The sequence below is a fragment of the Dysgonomonas sp. Marseille-P4361 genome, from assembly GCF_900343125.1.
In the GTDB taxonomy this organism is placed as follows: domain Bacteria; phylum Bacteroidota; class Bacteroidia; order Bacteroidales; family Dysgonomonadaceae; genus Dysgonomonas.
Genome location: NZ_OPYL01000009.1, coordinates 73,281 through 90,978 on the forward strand (window position 1 = coordinate 73,281; position 17,698 = coordinate 90,978).

A 17,698-nucleotide genomic window follows, 5' to 3' on the forward strand; every position below is an offset into this window, starting at 1 on the left:
GTAACTATTTTAAGGTGTTATTTTCTTGTGTTTTTTACTATTTCTAATGCTTTTGACGAAAGTTGTGTAATATATTCCCAATCTTGTGTTTCTATTATCTCTTTAGGGAAAAGCTTGGATCCCATTCCTACACAAGCAACTCCTGAGCTAAACCATCCTTTCAGATTTTCTTCTGTAGGCTCAACGGCACCAGTTGCCATAATTCGACTCCAAGGCATAGGAGCCATAATATTTTTCACAAAAGAAGGTCCTCCAACATTTCCTGCCGGAAATATTTTAACAACTTCAGCACCAAGCTCCTGAGAATTCCCTATTTCGATCACAGAACCACATCCTGGGATATAGGGAATTTGTCTTCTATTACAAACTTTTGCTACATCTGCATTCAGAAGAGGACCAACAACGAAATTTGATCCAAGTTGAATAAATAAAGAAGCTGTGCCTGCATCAATAATGGAGCCAATCCCCAAAATCATTTTTGGGCATTCCTTTGTACTCCATTTGATTAACTCCCCAAAAATTTCATGAGCAAAATCTCCTCTGTTGGTAAATTCGAATACACGTATACCTCCCTTATAGCAAGCTTTAATCACTTGTTTCGAGATTTCTATATCGGAGTGATAAAAAACAGGAACAATTCCGGTTTCTATCATTTTAGAGCAAACTTCTATTCTACTAAATCTAGCCATAATTAGTTTTATTAAATGATATTTATCTAGAAACTCTTCCCGAACCATCACCCTTTATTAGGGTTTCGACTTCAGAAACAGAAACTAAATTAAAATCGCCATAAATTGTATGTTTAAGACAAGAGGCTGCTGTTGCAAAATTGAGAGCATATTGGTCATCATCAGGATGTGATATTAATCCATATATCAAACCTCCCATGAAAGAATCACCTCCTCCTACTCTATCCACTATATGAGTTATATCATAACGTTTAGATGTATATAGCTTATCGGAATAAAGACATCCTCCCCATGTGTTATGATTTGCATTGATCGCTCCTCTTAGTGTAATTATTACTTTTTTTGCTCTGGGGAATTTTGCTTTCATTTTAATACAGACAGATTCGAATATTTGAGGATCAATATCTCCTTCTGTTGCTGTTACATCAAAACCTTCAGGTTTTATTCCAAATACTTTATCAAAGTCTTCTTCATTTCCGAGTATAATATCACAACCTTCTACTAACGAAGGCATGATCTCTTGTGCTGTTTTACCATATTTCCATAAGTTCTTTCGGAAATTTAAGTCTGTAGAAACAGTTACGCCCATTTTGTTCGCAACTTTGATAGCTTCCAGACAAGCTTCTGCGGCTCCGAAGGAAATTGCCGGAGTGATACCCGTCCAATGAAACCATTGAGCATCCTTAAAAACTCCTTCCCAGTCTATCATCCCAGGCTTGATTTCTGAAATAGAGGAATATTTACGATCGTATATTACTTTCGATGCTCGTGCTACAGCTCCGGTCTCTAAAAAGTAAATACCCATTCTATCCCCTCCTCGAATGATATGCTCTACTCCTACATTGTATTTACGCAGTTCAGAAATACACCAATTAGCAATATCATTATCAGGTAATCGAGTCAGGTATTCAGTGGGTAAACCATAGTTAGCCAATGACACAGCTACGTTCGCCTCTCCTCCTCCAAATGTAGCATTTAAACTATTGGATTGTATAAAGCGATTATAATCTGGAGTTGCTAAACGCAACATAATTTCTCCGAAACAAACTACTTTCTTCATATGTGGATTTAAGATCTAAGCCTTTTAAAATTTGAAAAAGTTTTTAGCGTTATAATATGATATATCTCCAACAATTTTACCTATAAACTCAATTTCTGAAATAGGTAACAATCCTTTCTCAATATCATTCCCTAAGAGATTACATAAAATTCTTCTGAAATATTCATGACGGGGATAAGACAGAAAACTGCGAGAGTCTGTTAACATCCCTACAAAACGACTTAACAGTCCAAGATTCGATAATGAATTCATTTGTGCTTCCATCCCAGTTTTTTGGTCAAGGAACCACCAACCAGATCCAAATTGTATTTTTCCCGCTATAACCCCATCTTGAAAGTTGCCAATCATAGAAGCAATAAGATCATTATCCTTTGGATTTAAATTGTATATGATAGTTTTTGCTAATTTATCGTCTACATCTAACTTATCTAAGAATCGAGACATATTAAGAGCAACAATCGAATCTCCGATGGAGTCAAATCCTGTATCTACCCCTATTTGTCTAAATTTTCGAGTATTGTTATTACGAAGGGCTCCGAAATGGAATTGTTGAGTCCATCCTTTCTCCCAGTCCATTATTGCACCTTCATACAAAATTGCTGATTTAAACTTAGATATTTCTTCTTTTGATAAATCTTTTCCACCATATACCTTATTAAAGATAGCTTCAATTTCAGTACTTGAATAATCTTCCGCATAAAACTCTTCGATTCCATGGTCTGATAATTTACATCCCATTTTAGCAAAGTAATCATGACGACTGCGCAAGGCTAAAATCAAATCAGAAAAACTTGAAATATTAACATCTGAAACTTCAGCTAATCTTTCCACATAGGTCCTATAACTTTTAGGATTCTCTACAGCCATGACTTTATCAGGGCGCCAAGTAGGAAGCACCTTTATCTCAAAGCCTTCTTTTTGCAAAGCTAAGTGATATTCTAAAGAATCAGTAGGATCATCAGTCGTACATACCACTTCAACATTATAATGTCTCATTAAATTTCGAGCGGAAAATTCTTTTGTCTGAAGTTTGGCTGTACACTCTTCATATATTTCACGAGCAGTTTCAGGCTTTAAAATCTTATTTATACCAAAAGCTGTTTTTAATTCCAAATGAGTCCAATGATACAAAGGATTGCGCATTGTATATGGAACTGTTTCAGCCCATTTTTCAAATTTCTCCCAATCGGAAGTATCCTTTCCTGTACAATATTTCTCATCTATACCATTTGTACGCATCGCACGCCATTTATAGTGATCTCCGCTGAGCCATATTTCGCCTAGGTTACTAAATTGATAATCATCGGCTATCATCTGAGGATCTAGATGACAATGGTAATCTATAATCGGTAGGTGCTTAGAATATTTATGATATAGCTCTTGGGCTGTATCTGTTTCTAACACAAAATTATCATCCAAAAAATTCTTCATCAACTATTTTATTTATAGAGTGTTCTTGCAATTCCTAATTCTAAGCCTCGTAATTCGGCTAAGCCTCGTAGCCTTCCAATTGCGGAATATCCAGGATTTGTTTGTTTACTCAAATCATCAAGCATTTGATGCCCATGGTCTGGACGAAAAGGAATGGATATGCCTCTTCTATTCTGAACTTCAAGATAACTCTTCATTACATTATACATATCAACATCACCTTCTAGATGATTTGCTTCATAAAAATTGCCCCACTCATCACGCTGAGTAGAACGTAAGTGTACAAAATTTATCCTGTCGCCAAGTTGAGTCATCATTTCGGAAAGATTATTGTCTGCTCTGACTCCAAATGAACCAGTACAGAAACACAAGCCATTAGAGTTATTAGGGACAGCTTTTACTAACTTGTCAAAGTCTGATTTTGTCTTTAATATTCTAGGTAATCCAAATATAGAAAAAGGAGGATCGTCCGGATGTATAGCTAACTTCACTCCTACTTCATCTGCTACGGGAGCTATCTCTTCTAAAAAGCTGATGAGATTAGTCCTAAGTTTTTCTTCATCGATATATTTATATCTATCCAACTGATGTTTAAATTCATCGAGAGTAAAACTCTCTTCAGCGCCAGGTAATCCTGCAATGATATTTCTTATAAGAAGTTTCTTTTCGTCAGAAGCCATCTTATCATAATATTTTTTAGCACGATCTATCTCTTCCTCAGAATATTCATCTTGAGCTTTATCTCGATTTAAGATGAATAGATCAAATGCCATAAATGCATCTTTATCGAACCGAAGAGCTTTTGAACCATCAGGCATGGTATAAGCAAGATCTGTACGAGTCCAGTCCAATACAGGCATAAAGTTATATGTAACAATATAGATACCGCATTGAGCTAAGTTCCGGATACTTCGTTTATAATTCTCAATATATTTTTTGTATTCTCCTTCTTGCGTTTTTATATGTTCATGTACAGGTATACTTTCTACTACAGACCATGTTAATCCTAGCTTCTCAATAATTTCTTCTCGCCTATTAATCTCGTCTATTGACCAAACATCTCCATTTTTTATATGATGAAGAGCTGTTACGATACCAGTAGCTCCTGCTTGTTTTATATCCATAAGAGATACGGGATCATTGGGTCCATACCATCGCCATGTCTGTTCTGATAATATCATGAGTGTATTTTTTATCTTTATTAATTAAATAGAGAAAGAATCAAATCCGCCATCAACAACTAAAACGGTTCCGGTTACAAATTTTGAAGCATCACTAGCTAAGTAATGAACAGCTCCATGTAATTCCTCTGGCTTTCCAAAGCGTTTGAAGGGAGTATGAGCTATAATAGTTTTTCCTCTATCAGTATAAGATCCATCCGTACTTGTTAATAATGATCTATTTTGTTCTGTCAAGAAAAATCCTGGAGCTAAGGCATTTATCCTGAACTTTTCTCCAAATTTAATTGCTAATTCTCCAGCCATATATTTTGTGTAGTTCAACACGGCGGCTTTTGCTGCACCATAACCGACAACACGTGTCAATGGACGAAGAGCTGACATTGATGAGAAATTTATAATATTGCCTCCTCCAGATTCTAGCATAGCTTCGAGGAAAACAGAAGTGGGCAATGCTGTTCCAAATAGATTTAGATCGACTACAGACTTAAAATCTTTTAGTTGTAAATCAAAAATATTATTTTCGGGAGAAATTGTAGCTCCAGGCATATTGCCACCAGCAGCATTTATTAGAACATCGATTTTTCCGTGCTCTTTTACTATTTGCTCTCTATTTTGTATTAGTTTTTTCTCATTCATAACATCCGACTCAAGAAAATAAGCTTTATCTCCAGAATCATTTATCTCTTTGACCAAGGCTTCACCTTTACTTTTGTTCCTCCCTAGGATAATGACAATAGCTCCCTGATTAGCTAAGTATTTAGAAATACTTTTACCTAATACACCATAACCGCCAGTAATAAGAATAACTTTATCTTTTATACAAAATATGTTTTCCATAAGGTATGATAAGAATTAGAGTGTGTGCGAACACATATATTTACAAAGGAAGTAATAAAGTGTAACAAATCAAAGAAATAAAGAGAAATTTATACTAAAAAATAAAACCCAAGTATCTTAATTTAGTTTTGGTAGTAATCTATGTTTTCTTTTATTAGAATATCTATAGACATAAAATTTTCTTTATCTATTTTATGCCCAAAAATAATATGATTGCTTAACGATTTAATGCTCTCATAGCCTTGTTGGGCAGAACGCTGAGATATAAGATATTGCAACGTGTTATTTTTAAGAGCCTCTCTATTTCGTTCTATGGCATCGTAACCTATCAGACATACTTTTGAAAAATCTATTTCCCCTTTATTTAAGACATTAACAATTTCGTAGATTCTAGAATTGAAAGTGATTATTCCTGTATTGTTTTTTACCAATATGGAGTTCTTTAATTTTTCAATGCAATCGGTAGATGGCTTGAATACTACCTTTTTAATCTCTCCTTTAAATTTGTTTTGTTTTAGAAAGTCTGTGAATCCTGACTCTCTATTTTCAATCTGGGTAGAGATGATATTATCCTTATAAATAGGATGAACTATAATGATTCGGTCATTATTACTTATTATGCTCAACATTAATTTTGCCGCAATAGCACCACTAGCATACGAATCTATACCAAAATAAGATAAATTATTACATCCAGGAATATTAGAATCTATAAAAACATAAGGAGTTTCGATCTCATCCAAAGCCTTAGATAATTCTATGACTTTTTCGCGATGAAGGGTAGCTATAACAACTCCGTCATATGCGTTTTCTATAATTTGTGGAACTAAGTTATCAAAGGATTCTTCACTAAACTGATCGAAGTATAAATAATCAACACTGACGTTAAAGTCGCTTAATTCATTCTCCGCCTTGTTTGATCCAGATTGAACCAAACTCCAATATTCTCCAATGTTAAATTTAGGGATAACCATCGCAAATTTAAAATGCTTTTTTGAAGCAAGAAAGCTGGCTACAATATTGGGCTTATAATCATGTTCTTTAAGTATTTTTTCTATCAATTTGCGTTTCTCTTCAGATACTAAGCCTCTGTTATGTATAACTCTATCTACTGTTCCTGCTGAAACGTTTGCCATTTTGGCTATATCCACTATTCGCAAATTCTTCTTTTTCATACTTATTATCTAACAGGCTATTATGTAAATTGTAAAGAGATACTTTTTTATTATCCTCTTTTATGTTTCAATATTTAACAAAAATAAACTATAATTTGGATAAAGTCATATAAAATTTCAATATTATTCTATTAAATCTTATTGTTAAAATACATTTTACTAGCTGTGTAAAAAAAGTAAATAATAAAATATCTGAATAGATCGGTTCCACATATGATATTTAAGTATAAACAGTATCACTAGAAGACATAAATAGTCTAAAATATATCATTTTGATTTTATTTTATTTTTTTTATGTTATTATGGCAATTTACAATCTTATTAATATATCTTTGCGTTATATAATTGCTTTTATTAATCCGAATGATATAACAATCATTCATTCTGAATCAAAACGACACTAATTCAATAGACACCCTAACATAAACGCAGGATTAATGTTTGTATATTACAAAGATTAATATTATAGCAATATTCTTATAGATGTAATATTAATTAAAAAAGAGTGTTGTAAGATGAACAAAAAAATGTTATTGGTTCTATCCTTTTTACTGTTTAGTATAGGATGTATCATGGCACAGACAACCAAAATAGCGGGGACTGTGGTTGATAATAATAACGAACCTGTCATTAGTGCTTCTGTTGTCATAAAAGGGACAACTATTGGAACAATAACCGATTTAGATGGAAATTTTTCGATTAATATTCCCGAAGGGAATAATAATCCACTTGTATTTTATTTAGTTGGAATGAAATCCATCGAAGTAAAACCTACACAAGGGATGAAAGTGGTAATGGAAAGTGACGAAAAGTTATTAGAAGAGGTTGTTGTTGTCGGATATGGAACTCAAAAAAAGAAAGATGTAACTAGTGCAATTTCTAGGGTAAGTGGAGATGATATAAGTAATTTAGCTACACCATCTTTCGAATCTCAATTAGCTGGTCGTGCTGCAGGGGTACAAGTTACAACTCCAAATGGAATGCTAGGACAAGCCCCAACTTTTAATATTCGAGGTTTTAGTACAATTTCATCAGGAAGTCAGCCCTTGGTAGTAGTTGATGGAGTTCCTGTAACTTCTGGTCAAGTTCAGGAAGTATATGGTAGATATAACCCACTAGCTGAAATTAATCCCAATGATATTGAATCTTACGAAGTTTTGAAAGATGGAGCTGCAACTGCTATTTACGGATCAAGAGCTGCAAATGGTGTAGTTTTGATCACAACAAAATCAGGAGGAAAGTCAAAAACAAGAATAACATATGATATTCAAACTAGCTGGGCTAGTGCAATAAAACTTCATGATTTACTAAATGCAAGTGAATTCGTTGAAATAGCAAATGAAAAATACATAAACTGGGGATCTGAAGGTCCAGCTGTATTAGATCCGGACGGGATAGATACAAATTGGAATGATTATATTTTCCGTACAGGTTTTCAACAAACACATACTTTAGCAGCAAGTGGAGGAACGGACAAAAGCCAATATTATGTTTCACTTGGTTATACCGATCAAAATGGTATTATCAGAGCAAATGAGCAAGAACGCTATTCTGCGACAGCAAAACTAACCCAAACAGCTAATAAATGGCTAAAGATAGGAGTTAACTTGAGTGCTTCAAAATCAGCATTAGAGGGTGTAATGAATGAGGAAAACTCTATAGGTAGTGTTGGTTTTGCAAGTGTACGTATGCTCCCTAATGTTTCTGTATATAATCCGGATGACGCAACAGGTTATAATATTGATTCAGCGAACAGAAAGGCTTTAGGACGTGGTTCTAATAAAAAATACATCGATAATGGTATTCAAAATATTGTGTGGGCATTAGACAACAATTCAAATCGCTCTCAAAGTATTCACGTGACAGGAGGTGGTTTTGCAGATGTAACACTAGCTAAAGGTTTAAACTTCCGTACACAAGCAGGGATTGACTATACTGCACTAAACGATTTTACAAGATGGAATAGTGAATCGGGTGACGGTTACGGATATGGAGGTCTTATGATTGATAATAGAGCTACATTCTATAATTGGAACTGGCAAAATATATTATCATATAACCGTAGCTTTAATAATTTACATAATCTAGGTTTAACTGCTGTTCAGGAGTATACTCATACAGATTATGAATACTTAACAGCTGATATTTCTCAACTATCAGATAATTTCTTTTCAGATCATATCATATCTGGAACATTTGCCGAAAAAGGTGTGTCTGGAGGTAAAACTTTTCATGGCTTAGCTTCTTACCTATTCCGTGCAAACTACAACTATGATAGTAAATATTATGTAGGTGGATCGGTACGTAGAGACGGTTTATCTAAATTACCTAAAGATACTCGTTGGGGAACATTCTATGGAGGATCTTTAGCATGGCGTATGTCAAGAGAAAGTGTCTGGACTAATTCATCACTAAATAACTGGTTCGAAGATTTACGCTTACGCGCTAGTATGGCTACTATAGGTAACTCGGATCTTGGTAGTAACTTCCCTTATCTGGGAACATATTCAGCTAAGCGCTATGGCTCGCAGACTGCTATTGCTTGGAGTAATATGGGAAATAATACATTGAAATGGGAATCAACTACAACTTACGATTTAGGATTGGATGGTAGTCTACTAAACGGACGCTTATCTTTTGAATTTGCATACTTCAATAAAAATACAAAAGACCTTGTGATGGAAGTGCCTACAGCACCAACTTTAGGAATCCCAGGAAATAGTTATTATGCCAATAGAGGTAAAATCAAAAATACAGGTTTTGAAATAACTCTTGGTGGTACTATTATAGAAGGAGACTTTAACTGGAAAGCTGATGTAAACTTTACTACAATATCAAATAAGGTAGTAGAACTTGTAAACAACGAACCTATTGTTAATGCATATACGATTATACAAGAAGGTGAATCTTTCGGATCTATTTATGGTTATGAATTTTATGGAGTAAACAAAGCTAATGGGAATCCTATTTGGGTAAAAGGTGATGGTTCACTAGTTCAGTTTGATACTTTTGGCGACTATGATTATAAAGTGTATGATCCTCAAAACCCTTCGGATGTATCACAAGCTTCTTCTCTTTCGGCAAATAAAGACCGTAAAATATTAGGATCATCTTTACCTAAATGGTATGGAGGTTTCAATAATACATTTACTTATAAAGATTTCGACTTAAATGTATTTTTCCGTTTTTCTGGAGGTAATAAAATAGTAAATGCTACAGCTCAAGAATCTTTATTGAATATGGACTTCTCTAACAACGGTAAATTAATTCTTGGAAGATGGCAAAGTGAAGCTAACCCTGGAGATGGTATAGTTCCTAAAATTGGATATGGAGATTCTCAAGTATTATTTAATTCTGGCTCTTCAGATTCTAGATTCGTAGAAAATGCAGATTACTTGAAGCTAGCAAATCTATCATTAGGTTATACTTTCCCAAAAAGTTTAGTATCGAAATTGGATATAACAAAAATACGAGTATACATGCAAGCTCAAAACCTGTTTACAATAACTGGTTATTCTGGACTTGATCCGGAAACAATTACACGCCAAGGTGTAGATTGGGACGGAATGCCTCAACAAAGAATTCTTAGCTTGGGTGCAAATATCACTTTCTAATTTTAGTTTAAACAAGAATCTATTATGTTACAAAAAAAATATAAACAATTAGCAACAAGACTGTTATCAGTAATCATGGCTTTATCTTTCACATCATGTGAGAATGATGTTATAGATCTGTCTCCAGTTGACCGATTATCTGATGAGACTGCATATTCTAGCCCTGAACGCTGTGAACTTTCTGTAATCGGCGCATATGATGCAATACAATGTGGATTATATAACGACTCCTATTCAAGAGGATATCCATTTGGTGCAGCAAGTATCATACAAGGAGAAATGAGAGGTGAAGATATGAATCTGACAGCAGTATTCTATGATGTCACTTATTCTTCTACATATACTACTTCAACAGCAAATAATCGTTTTTTCTGGGAGACTTCGTTCGAAGCAATTAATCGTATCAATACTGTACTAAAAGGAATAAATGGAGCTGTAGAAAATCAAATATTAACAGAAGAAGAAGGGAAAGCATATAAAGGAGAGCTATTGTTTCTTCGTGCTTTAACTTATCATGCATTGATGATTCACTTCGCATATCCTGTAAATGTTGAAGGAAACAATGATTATGGACTTCCTTTGTATCTAACAGCAATAGGTCAACCTGACGAAATAGAAGAGGCTTTGAAAGTAGGTCGCTCTTCTGTTAGCGAAACTTATACTCAAATTCTTAAAGATTTGGATGAAGCAGAGAGTTCATTCTCTAGTGACTCAAAACACTCGGTAAATGGAATTACAAGGGTCTCTAAAGGTTCTGTAATTGCTCTTAAAACACGCGTTTATCTACATAAACGTGATTGGGATAATGTAATAAAAGAAGCAAAAAAGCTTGTTTCGGGAACAAAAGCTCCATTCGAAAGTGCAATAGGCGGATATAAATTAGAAACAGTTCCTAGCACTCCTTTTTTATCTTACAGTAGTAATACAGAGTCAATTTTCTCTGTGGAAAACAATGTGGATGACGAAGCTAGTGTAAATGGAGCTATGGCTGCAATGATGTCTTGTAGAGATGGTGGACGTGCAATCGTAACATCGTCACCTACACTATACAACTCTTCTTATTGGCTAGAAGATGACAAACGCAGGGAGTTATTGCTATACAGTTCTGCATATAATTATTACTTCTGTGATAAATATCAAAATCCTATGACAAGGGAAGAATATGCTCCTATTATTCGTTATGCTGAAGTTTTATTAAATTACTCTGAAGCAGTTCTACGAAAAGGTGGAGATGATGCATTGGCTATAGAGCTACTTAATGCGGTAAGAAATCGTTCACTTGCCAAACCAGAAACTCAAGCATATAAACAAAGTGATTTTGCAAGTAAAAAAGCATTATTAGATGCTATCTTATGGGAAAGGCGTATCGAATTCCATGGAGAAGGTCGTCGTTGGGAGGATATCCACCGTTTAGCTAATGATGATATATCTCCGTCAAAAGGAATTCCAGCTAAAATCGATTATGCAACAGCATCCGAAGAAGAAGCTTTTGTTATTGGAGGTGAAGTTAAGAAAGAATGGTTCTCTGCAAGTCGCCAATTTATTCCATATACAGATAAGCGCTTCTTGTGGCCAATTCCTCTAAACGACCTGATTCGCAACCCTACATTGGCTGGTCAACAAAATACAGGATGGTAATTACAGAATACAGGATGGTAATTACAGAATAAAAGTAGGTTTCATTCCTGTTTAGAAGAATAGATATACTCCTTTAATACATATTTACTTCATACAATTGTACTTTTATTAATGCAGTGATGTATCAAACAAGAAAGAGACTAACCTAATAAAAGGTTAGTCTCTTTTAATTTATAATGAGCTAAAAAGCTCTAGTCTTTGATCAAATATTTAATAATGAAATAACCTCCAAAAACTTGAATTAACATGCCGAGAGCTCCAATACGGAAATCCTGCAATGCTTTATAAAAATCCCCTATGATAAACCATTCTCCTAATGTCCCAACCACTTGATAAGATAGGACAACCAATATTAAAAGGGAAATAGAAACACTCTGTGTCTTTTTTGCTACAAAGCTAGCAGCTAAAGCTAATAATACTGATTTCATCAGAATTAAAGGAAGGATTTCTGATGTAGGCATCCCAAACAACAATGAATTAATTGTTGGGGAAAGTACAGCCGTTAATAATCCTGCTTGCCATCCATATTTATACGCTGCAATAAGAGTAAAGAAATAGATTGGTAACAAAGTCATTCCTCCGTTAGGTATTAAATGACAAAGTTGCGGAAGAAGAATATTACCTAGTACGAAAAGAGAAACGACCAAATAGGTTTTAGCCTCTTTATAATCTAATGTATAAAACTTTGATGCTGTTGTTTCCATGAGTATATTTTATAATTAAAAACTTAAATTTATTCCTGTAATAATTGTAGTCTTAGGCATAGGGTATCCCCTATTTATTTCGTATCGTTGAGCAAGTAAGTTCTCCCCTTTTATATAAAAGTTAGCAACCTTATGAAATTGAAAACTTCCCCGAACATTCAATAATAAGAAATTTTCTTTTAATTCTGATCCTATTTCTGTAAATAATCCGTTAATATATTGCAATCCAGACGAAATATTCCATTTTCCTTTAGAAAAATCTACACCTGCATATGATTTATGCTCAGGAGTAGCCAATATAGGAAACATCATTCTTATCCAACTATAATTAGCTGATAAACGCCATGTCGGATTAATTTTAAAAATACTACTAGCTTCTACTCCCCAATTTTCAACTTTGCCTGTATTTATATTAAGAGGTCGCCCATCTACAGAAAGTGTCTGTATCATATTATCGCCATTGATGTAAAATAGATTTATGCCATAAGATAAAGCAGCATCCATTATGGATTGAGAAAAGGAAAGTTCATAATTCCACAGTCTTTCAGGGAGCAATTCTGGATTTGCAGGGAGAAACATATACAATTCCCGAATAGTTGGATTTCTAAATCCTTTACTAACTGTTGCTTTCATATCTATATTGTCAGGAAGTTGTAATGAAACACCTCCTTGAGGCACCCACTCTGTACCCGTATGTGAATGATGATCTAAGCGTATACCTGCATTAATAGTAATGATTTTAGCAAAAGTATGACGAAAATCAAGATAGCCGGCTATATCATCTTCTACTTTGTCTGAAATTTCTTCTTTATGTTTGTCTACGTTAAAGTAGTTCCATGCTTTTCCTCCGAAGTTTTGATAATCAAAACCTGCAATTAAATTACTTTCTTCCCAAAGGTGTATATTTTGATACCAAGTAATACCAAACATTGCATCCTTAGCATTGAAACGGTAATCTAATGGATCTTCTCCTACCCCGTACCCGTCATTTATTTTATGACGTCCCCAATTATAGAAGAATTTGAAAGAGCCTGAAGTTATAGAGTATTTATTATCTAAAGACAAAGAGGTCATTCCTCTAGTTATACGTGAGTCATTGTCATAGATAGGAGTTTCTATATTTCCTGGATTTGAAGCATTGAAATGCGTTATATTTATATCGGCAAAGACATTCCATTTGCTGTTTATATCATATCCTAATTTTAGATATCCTCCATTTTGCTCAAACTCCATATCTTTCCGATGTCCATCCGATCGATTATAAGAAGCAGTGACTGTGCTATTAAATTTACCTTTTCTTATAGAATTAGCTACCTCTGTAATGAGTGTATTATACGAGCCATATCCTAGGCGAAGGTTGTTTTTTATTCCATCAACCTTATTTTTTCGTGTTACAATATTTATAACTCCGCCCATTGCATTGGATCCATAAAGAGTTGAAGCAGGACCTCTCAGCACTTCTACTTTATCGGCAAGCATTGTTTGGTATGCATCGGCAATAGGATGTCCCATCAGTCCCATATACTGAGGATGACCATCGATTAATACAAGCAAACCAGTCGTAGGAGTCCCTCCTATTCCTCTCAAGCTCATACCTCCAGCTGCTCCGGTTGAAACACCATAGCCTAATATTCCTCGACTTGTAGAGAAGAAACCTGGAACTTGCTCTGTTAGTATGGGCAGTAAAGATTGTTCGTGAGTCTTTTCTATATCAGATCTATTGATAACTGAGATTGTCATAGGCATGTGCTTAACATCTATTCCATAGCGAGTACCCGTGACAACAAATTCATTTAATTTATATGTAGTATCACTAGGTAAAGTATTGTTTTTACTCTGACCTAATAAAAAAATATTAAGACAAAAAAATAAAATTATAGTGATACAACCTACTCTCATTTCATATTTGCTCTCATCTTTAGGATGAACACTTCGATCAAATTAAAGATATTATCCAAAGACTCCTCTCCATTTGTTAATTCTTCCAACGGACACCATCCACTTTGATCTCTGTTTTTTATATAACTTACTTTGTTTTTAAAGCTTACTTCTATATTATTTTTGGTCAACAGATCTATTGCTGGTTCACTAATCATATCGGCATATATCTCTTTTATTCCCCCAAGTAGCATTAATGAAGCCGCTGCTTTCCCTATCACTTTGTCCGCAATAGATGCACCACTTAAAAACTCTGGTTCATTTTTGATAAGATCATACAAATCAGCAACACCTCGTTGCTTAAAAACCCTGGTTACTTCATCATTTTTGATAACACAGGAATAATTCCCGTTATATAATAAATCTATAATTTCTAGCATGTTTATATATTATGATTAGAAAGCTTTTTCTTGCTTCAACATTTCTACAAAATCATCAATCATATGTAACTCTTTAGGAATATCTATCCCTTGAGGACAAAGCGGATTACATTTATCGCATCCTGTACAATAGCTGGCTTGCCTTAATTTAGGGATACTTCTGTCATATCCGACTAAAAATGCTTGTCGAGCCTTTTTGTAATTTTCGTCTTGAGAACTTTTAGGAATATTACCATCGTTGATACATCGATTGTAGTGCAGTAATATTCCAGCTATATCTAACCCATATGGACACGGCATGCAGTATTGACAATCATTACATGGAATGGTTGGGTACTTAAGCATCAATTGTGCTGTCTCCTCTAAGAAATCTTTTTCATCATCAGATAAAGTCATTAAAGGGGAATAAGTTTTAAGATTATCTTGCAAATGTTCCATGTATGTCATTCCACTCAATACTGTAAGAACACCTTCTGGTGATCCGGCAAAGCGAAAAGCCCAAGAAGCTACACTTTGTTCAGGTTCTTTTTCTTTCAATTTACGAACTAAATGCTCTGGAAGCCCTGATAAACGACCACCGAGTAAAGGTTCCATTATTATACTTGGAATATTCTTCTTTTGTAATTCTCCATACAAATAGTCAGCATTTACATTATTTCCTGAAGCGTGTTTCCAGTCTACATAATTAAGCTGTATTTGAACAAAGTCCCAATTCACCTTGTCGTGCATCGCTAGCACTTCATCATAAACTTCTACTGCTCCATGAAAAGAAAATCCCAAGTTTCGTATACGACCAGCTTCACGTTCTTCTAAGAGAAAATCCAGTATTCCATTATTTACATACCGATCGTTAAAAGCTTTCATTCCTCCTCCACCTATCGAATGCAATAAGTAGTAATCGATATAATCGGTCTGTAAATCCTTGAATGATTTATAATACATAGCAAGAGAGTTTTCTCTCGAATAATTGCTGAAATTAGAAAGCTTCGTGGCAATATAATATTTATCGCGAGGATGACGTTTCAAAGCTATCCCAGTAGATTTTTCAGACCATCCCTGAATATAAACAGGAGATGTATCATAATAATTAACACCATGATCCATTGCGTAATCAATCAATTCATTTACCATTTCCTGATCAATTACATTGCCGTCAGCAGCAGGCTTTTCTAATAGAGGCCATCGCATACAGCCATACCCTAATAATGAGACTTTATCTCCTCTTGTGGGATGAGTGCGATAAGTCATCTCTCCTATTACCTTACTTGCTTTTTTTATATTTTCAGGAGTACACCCTTGCAGAGCTGTAGCTGTAAGAGCACCAGTCCCTACTTTTTTTAGAAAACTTCGTCTATTTAGATCTTTCATATAGCAATTTCCCTTCGTCTTTTCCTTTTATTATCAAACAATTCGATGCATTACATGTCCTTCTACATATATTGCACTAAGTGGGCGCGATGGACATAAGTTTTCGCAGGCTCCACATCCTATACAACGCTCATCATTCACTATAGGAGTTTTCAACGATTCGGGATTATTGGGGTCGGACAGAACCATATGTATTGCATTTACAGGACACTTGCGTTCACAAGTGTTACAACTAACTTCATCGCGCAATACAATACATCTTTCTTTTACCCATACAGCATGCCCGATCTGGATTGCTGATTTATCTGCCGTCGTAATCAAATTAATGGCACCGGTAGGACAAACTTCAGAACATTTAGTACATTCAGGTCTGCAATATCCTCGCTCGAAAGACATTTGAGGTTGCATGAATCTGTCTAATTTCGAAGATGGTTGTAATACATGATTAGGACAAACAGAAACACATAATTGACAAGCTGTACAGTTTTTTGTTAAGTTGCGAATACTACGAGCTCCCGGTGGAGCTATGATTGTTTCTTTATCCGGACTTATTTTATCCTCTAGATCTACGAAACCTCCATCTACTTTCATTTCCTGAGCTTTTAGAATAGATGTAGCAGCAAGACCTGCTCCTATTGTAAAGAAATTGCGACGTGAAGATTTATCCTTTGTTGTAACCTGAGTTGAGTTTGCTTCTACGCTTTCTAAACTAGGAATTTCGTTCTTTTTGTAGGCAAAAGTATATTCTATCGCATTATGACTACATTTATTGATACAATTCATACATGTAACACAACGACTATAATCTATTTTGTGATTTTTACTATCAATACATGATGCTTTGCAATTGCGAGCGCATACGCCACATGAATTACAATTTGCAGTATTAATAATAGGTTTAAATAATGAATATTTAGAAATAAGACCAAGTATCGTTCCTACAGGACAAATTGTGTTACAATAGGTTCGTCCATTTCGCCAAGCTAATATAAAAACTGTGATAAATGTTGCTATTGCTGTACCTAATACAAAGAAGTTCTTAGTCCATATTTCTGTTGTATAGAATGCATAGCTGTTTATTCTTTCTGAAAAATCAGCTATCAGATTATTACCTAATTGATATAGTGGAGCAAAAAAGCCTGATGCTATACGTCCATAAGCACTATAAGGATCTAATACGCTATATATTGTATTTATACCCAATATTATGGCTACAATAAAAAGTATCAAGGTTAAGTATCTGAGCCATGTTATTGCTATTGAATAAGAATAAGGTAATTTTTTACTTCTTTTTCCTATTCGTGATATAATATCCTGGAACACACCTAAAGGGCATATAACAGAACAGTACAAACGTCCAAATGCAAAGGTTAGTATTAGGAGAAAGGATATTATTCCAAAATTCAAAGCTAAAATAGCCGGAATCAACTGTATTTTAGCTAACCATCCAAACCATTGGTGTAATATTCCAGTAAAATCTAGAAACAGCAAGGTTATTAATACGAAAATTATACTTGCAACTATAATCCGTGTCTTTCGCAGCATAAATGATATATTTACTTAATCTTATAATGAGTTGAAAATCAATATTAGTACCCGATGTAAATAAAATTGTTATTTCGGATGATAAATATATTATTTTCTTTGTAAATATATAGAAAAAAGATAGCTATTTAAGACGAA

The 17,698-nt window shown here is 34.4% G+C and carries 13 protein-coding genes; 2 read left to right on the forward strand and 11 right to left on the reverse strand.

What is annotated here, in order from left to right:
• Positions 1-17 precede the first annotated feature (17 nt).
• The 6 genes from DHU68_RS13310 to DHU68_RS13335 all read right to left on the reverse strand — a co-directional run bounded on the left by DHU68_RS13310 (position 18) and on the right by DHU68_RS13335 (position 6,373).
• The gene (locus DHU68_RS13310; protein ID WP_108823530.1) at positions 18-689 is read right to left on the reverse strand and encodes a bifunctional 4-hydroxy-2-oxoglutarate aldolase/2-dehydro-3-deoxy-phosphogluconate aldolase; all 672 of its coding nucleotides are present in this window, start codon (positions 687-689) and stop codon (positions 18-20) included.
• 22 nt (positions 690-711) lie between these two features.
• The gene (locus DHU68_RS13315) at positions 712-1,749 is read right to left on the reverse strand and encodes a sugar kinase (RefSeq protein WP_108823495.1); all 1,038 of its coding nucleotides are present in this window, start codon (positions 1,747-1,749) and stop codon (positions 712-714) included.
• A gap of 24 nt (positions 1,750-1,773) precedes the next feature.
• Entirely contained in the window at positions 1,774-3,180 is a 1,407-nt protein-coding gene (gene uxaC, locus DHU68_RS13320) for a glucuronate isomerase (RefSeq protein ID WP_108823496.1), read from the reverse strand.
• Between the two features lie 8 nt (positions 3,181-3,188).
• A complete protein-coding gene (gene uxuA, locus DHU68_RS13325; protein ID WP_108823497.1) occupies positions 3,189-4,361 on the reverse strand; it encodes a mannonate dehydratase in 1,173 nt (390 codons plus the stop codon).
• A gap of 24 nt (positions 4,362-4,385) precedes the next feature.
• Entirely contained in the window at positions 4,386-5,198 is an 813-nt protein-coding gene (locus tag DHU68_RS13330; protein ID WP_108823498.1) for an SDR family oxidoreductase, read from the reverse strand.
• A 122-nt stretch (positions 5,199-5,320) separates the two neighbouring features.
• A complete protein-coding gene (locus tag DHU68_RS13335; RefSeq protein WP_108823499.1) occupies positions 5,321-6,373 on the reverse strand; it encodes a LacI family DNA-binding transcriptional regulator in 1,053 nt (350 codons plus the stop codon).
• 515 nt (positions 6,374-6,888) lie between these two features.
• Between DHU68_RS13335 and DHU68_RS13340 the strand changes: the two genes are divergently transcribed.
• A complete protein-coding gene (locus DHU68_RS13340; RefSeq protein WP_255412512.1) occupies positions 6,889-9,987 on the forward strand; it encodes a TonB-dependent receptor in 3,099 nt (1,032 codons plus the stop codon).
• 24 nt (positions 9,988-10,011) lie between these two features.
• Positions 10,012-11,625, forward strand: a complete 1,614-nt coding sequence (locus DHU68_RS13345; protein ID WP_108823500.1) for a RagB/SusD family nutrient uptake outer membrane protein — start codon at positions 10,012-10,014, stop codon at positions 11,623-11,625.
• Between the two features lie 191 nt (positions 11,626-11,816).
• On the opposite strand, the gene DHU68_RS13350 is transcribed toward DHU68_RS13345, so the two are convergent.
• Genes DHU68_RS13350 through DHU68_RS13365 form a run of 5 tightly spaced genes read right to left on the reverse strand, consistent with a single transcriptional unit; the run spans position 11,817 to position 17,560 of the window.
• Positions 11,817-12,329: an ECF transporter S component gene (locus DHU68_RS13350; RefSeq protein WP_108823501.1), complete on the reverse strand. Its 513-nt coding sequence runs from the start codon at positions 12,327-12,329 to the stop codon at positions 11,817-11,819.
• A 15-nt stretch (positions 12,330-12,344) separates the two neighbouring features.
• On the reverse strand, positions 12,345-14,228 hold the full coding sequence (locus tag DHU68_RS13355) for a TonB-dependent receptor domain-containing protein (protein WP_185117522.1): 1,884 nt from the start codon (positions 14,226-14,228) through the stop codon (positions 12,345-12,347).
• Complete coding sequence (locus DHU68_RS14275; protein ID WP_185117523.1) at positions 14,225-14,647, reverse strand: DUF1893 domain-containing protein; 423 nt, start codon at positions 14,645-14,647, stop codon at positions 14,225-14,227. The genes DHU68_RS13355 and DHU68_RS14275 overlap by 4 nt, the downstream gene beginning before the upstream one ends.
• A 15-nt stretch (positions 14,648-14,662) precedes the next feature.
• Entirely contained in the window at positions 14,663-16,015 is a 1,353-nt protein-coding gene (locus tag DHU68_RS13360; protein ID WP_108823502.1) for an aldo/keto reductase, read from the reverse strand.
• A gap of 33 nt (positions 16,016-16,048) precedes the next feature.
• Positions 16,049-17,560, reverse strand: a complete 1,512-nt coding sequence (locus tag DHU68_RS13365; protein WP_108823503.1) for a 4Fe-4S binding protein — start codon at positions 17,558-17,560, stop codon at positions 16,049-16,051.
• Positions 17,561-17,698: the final 138 nt, after the last annotated feature.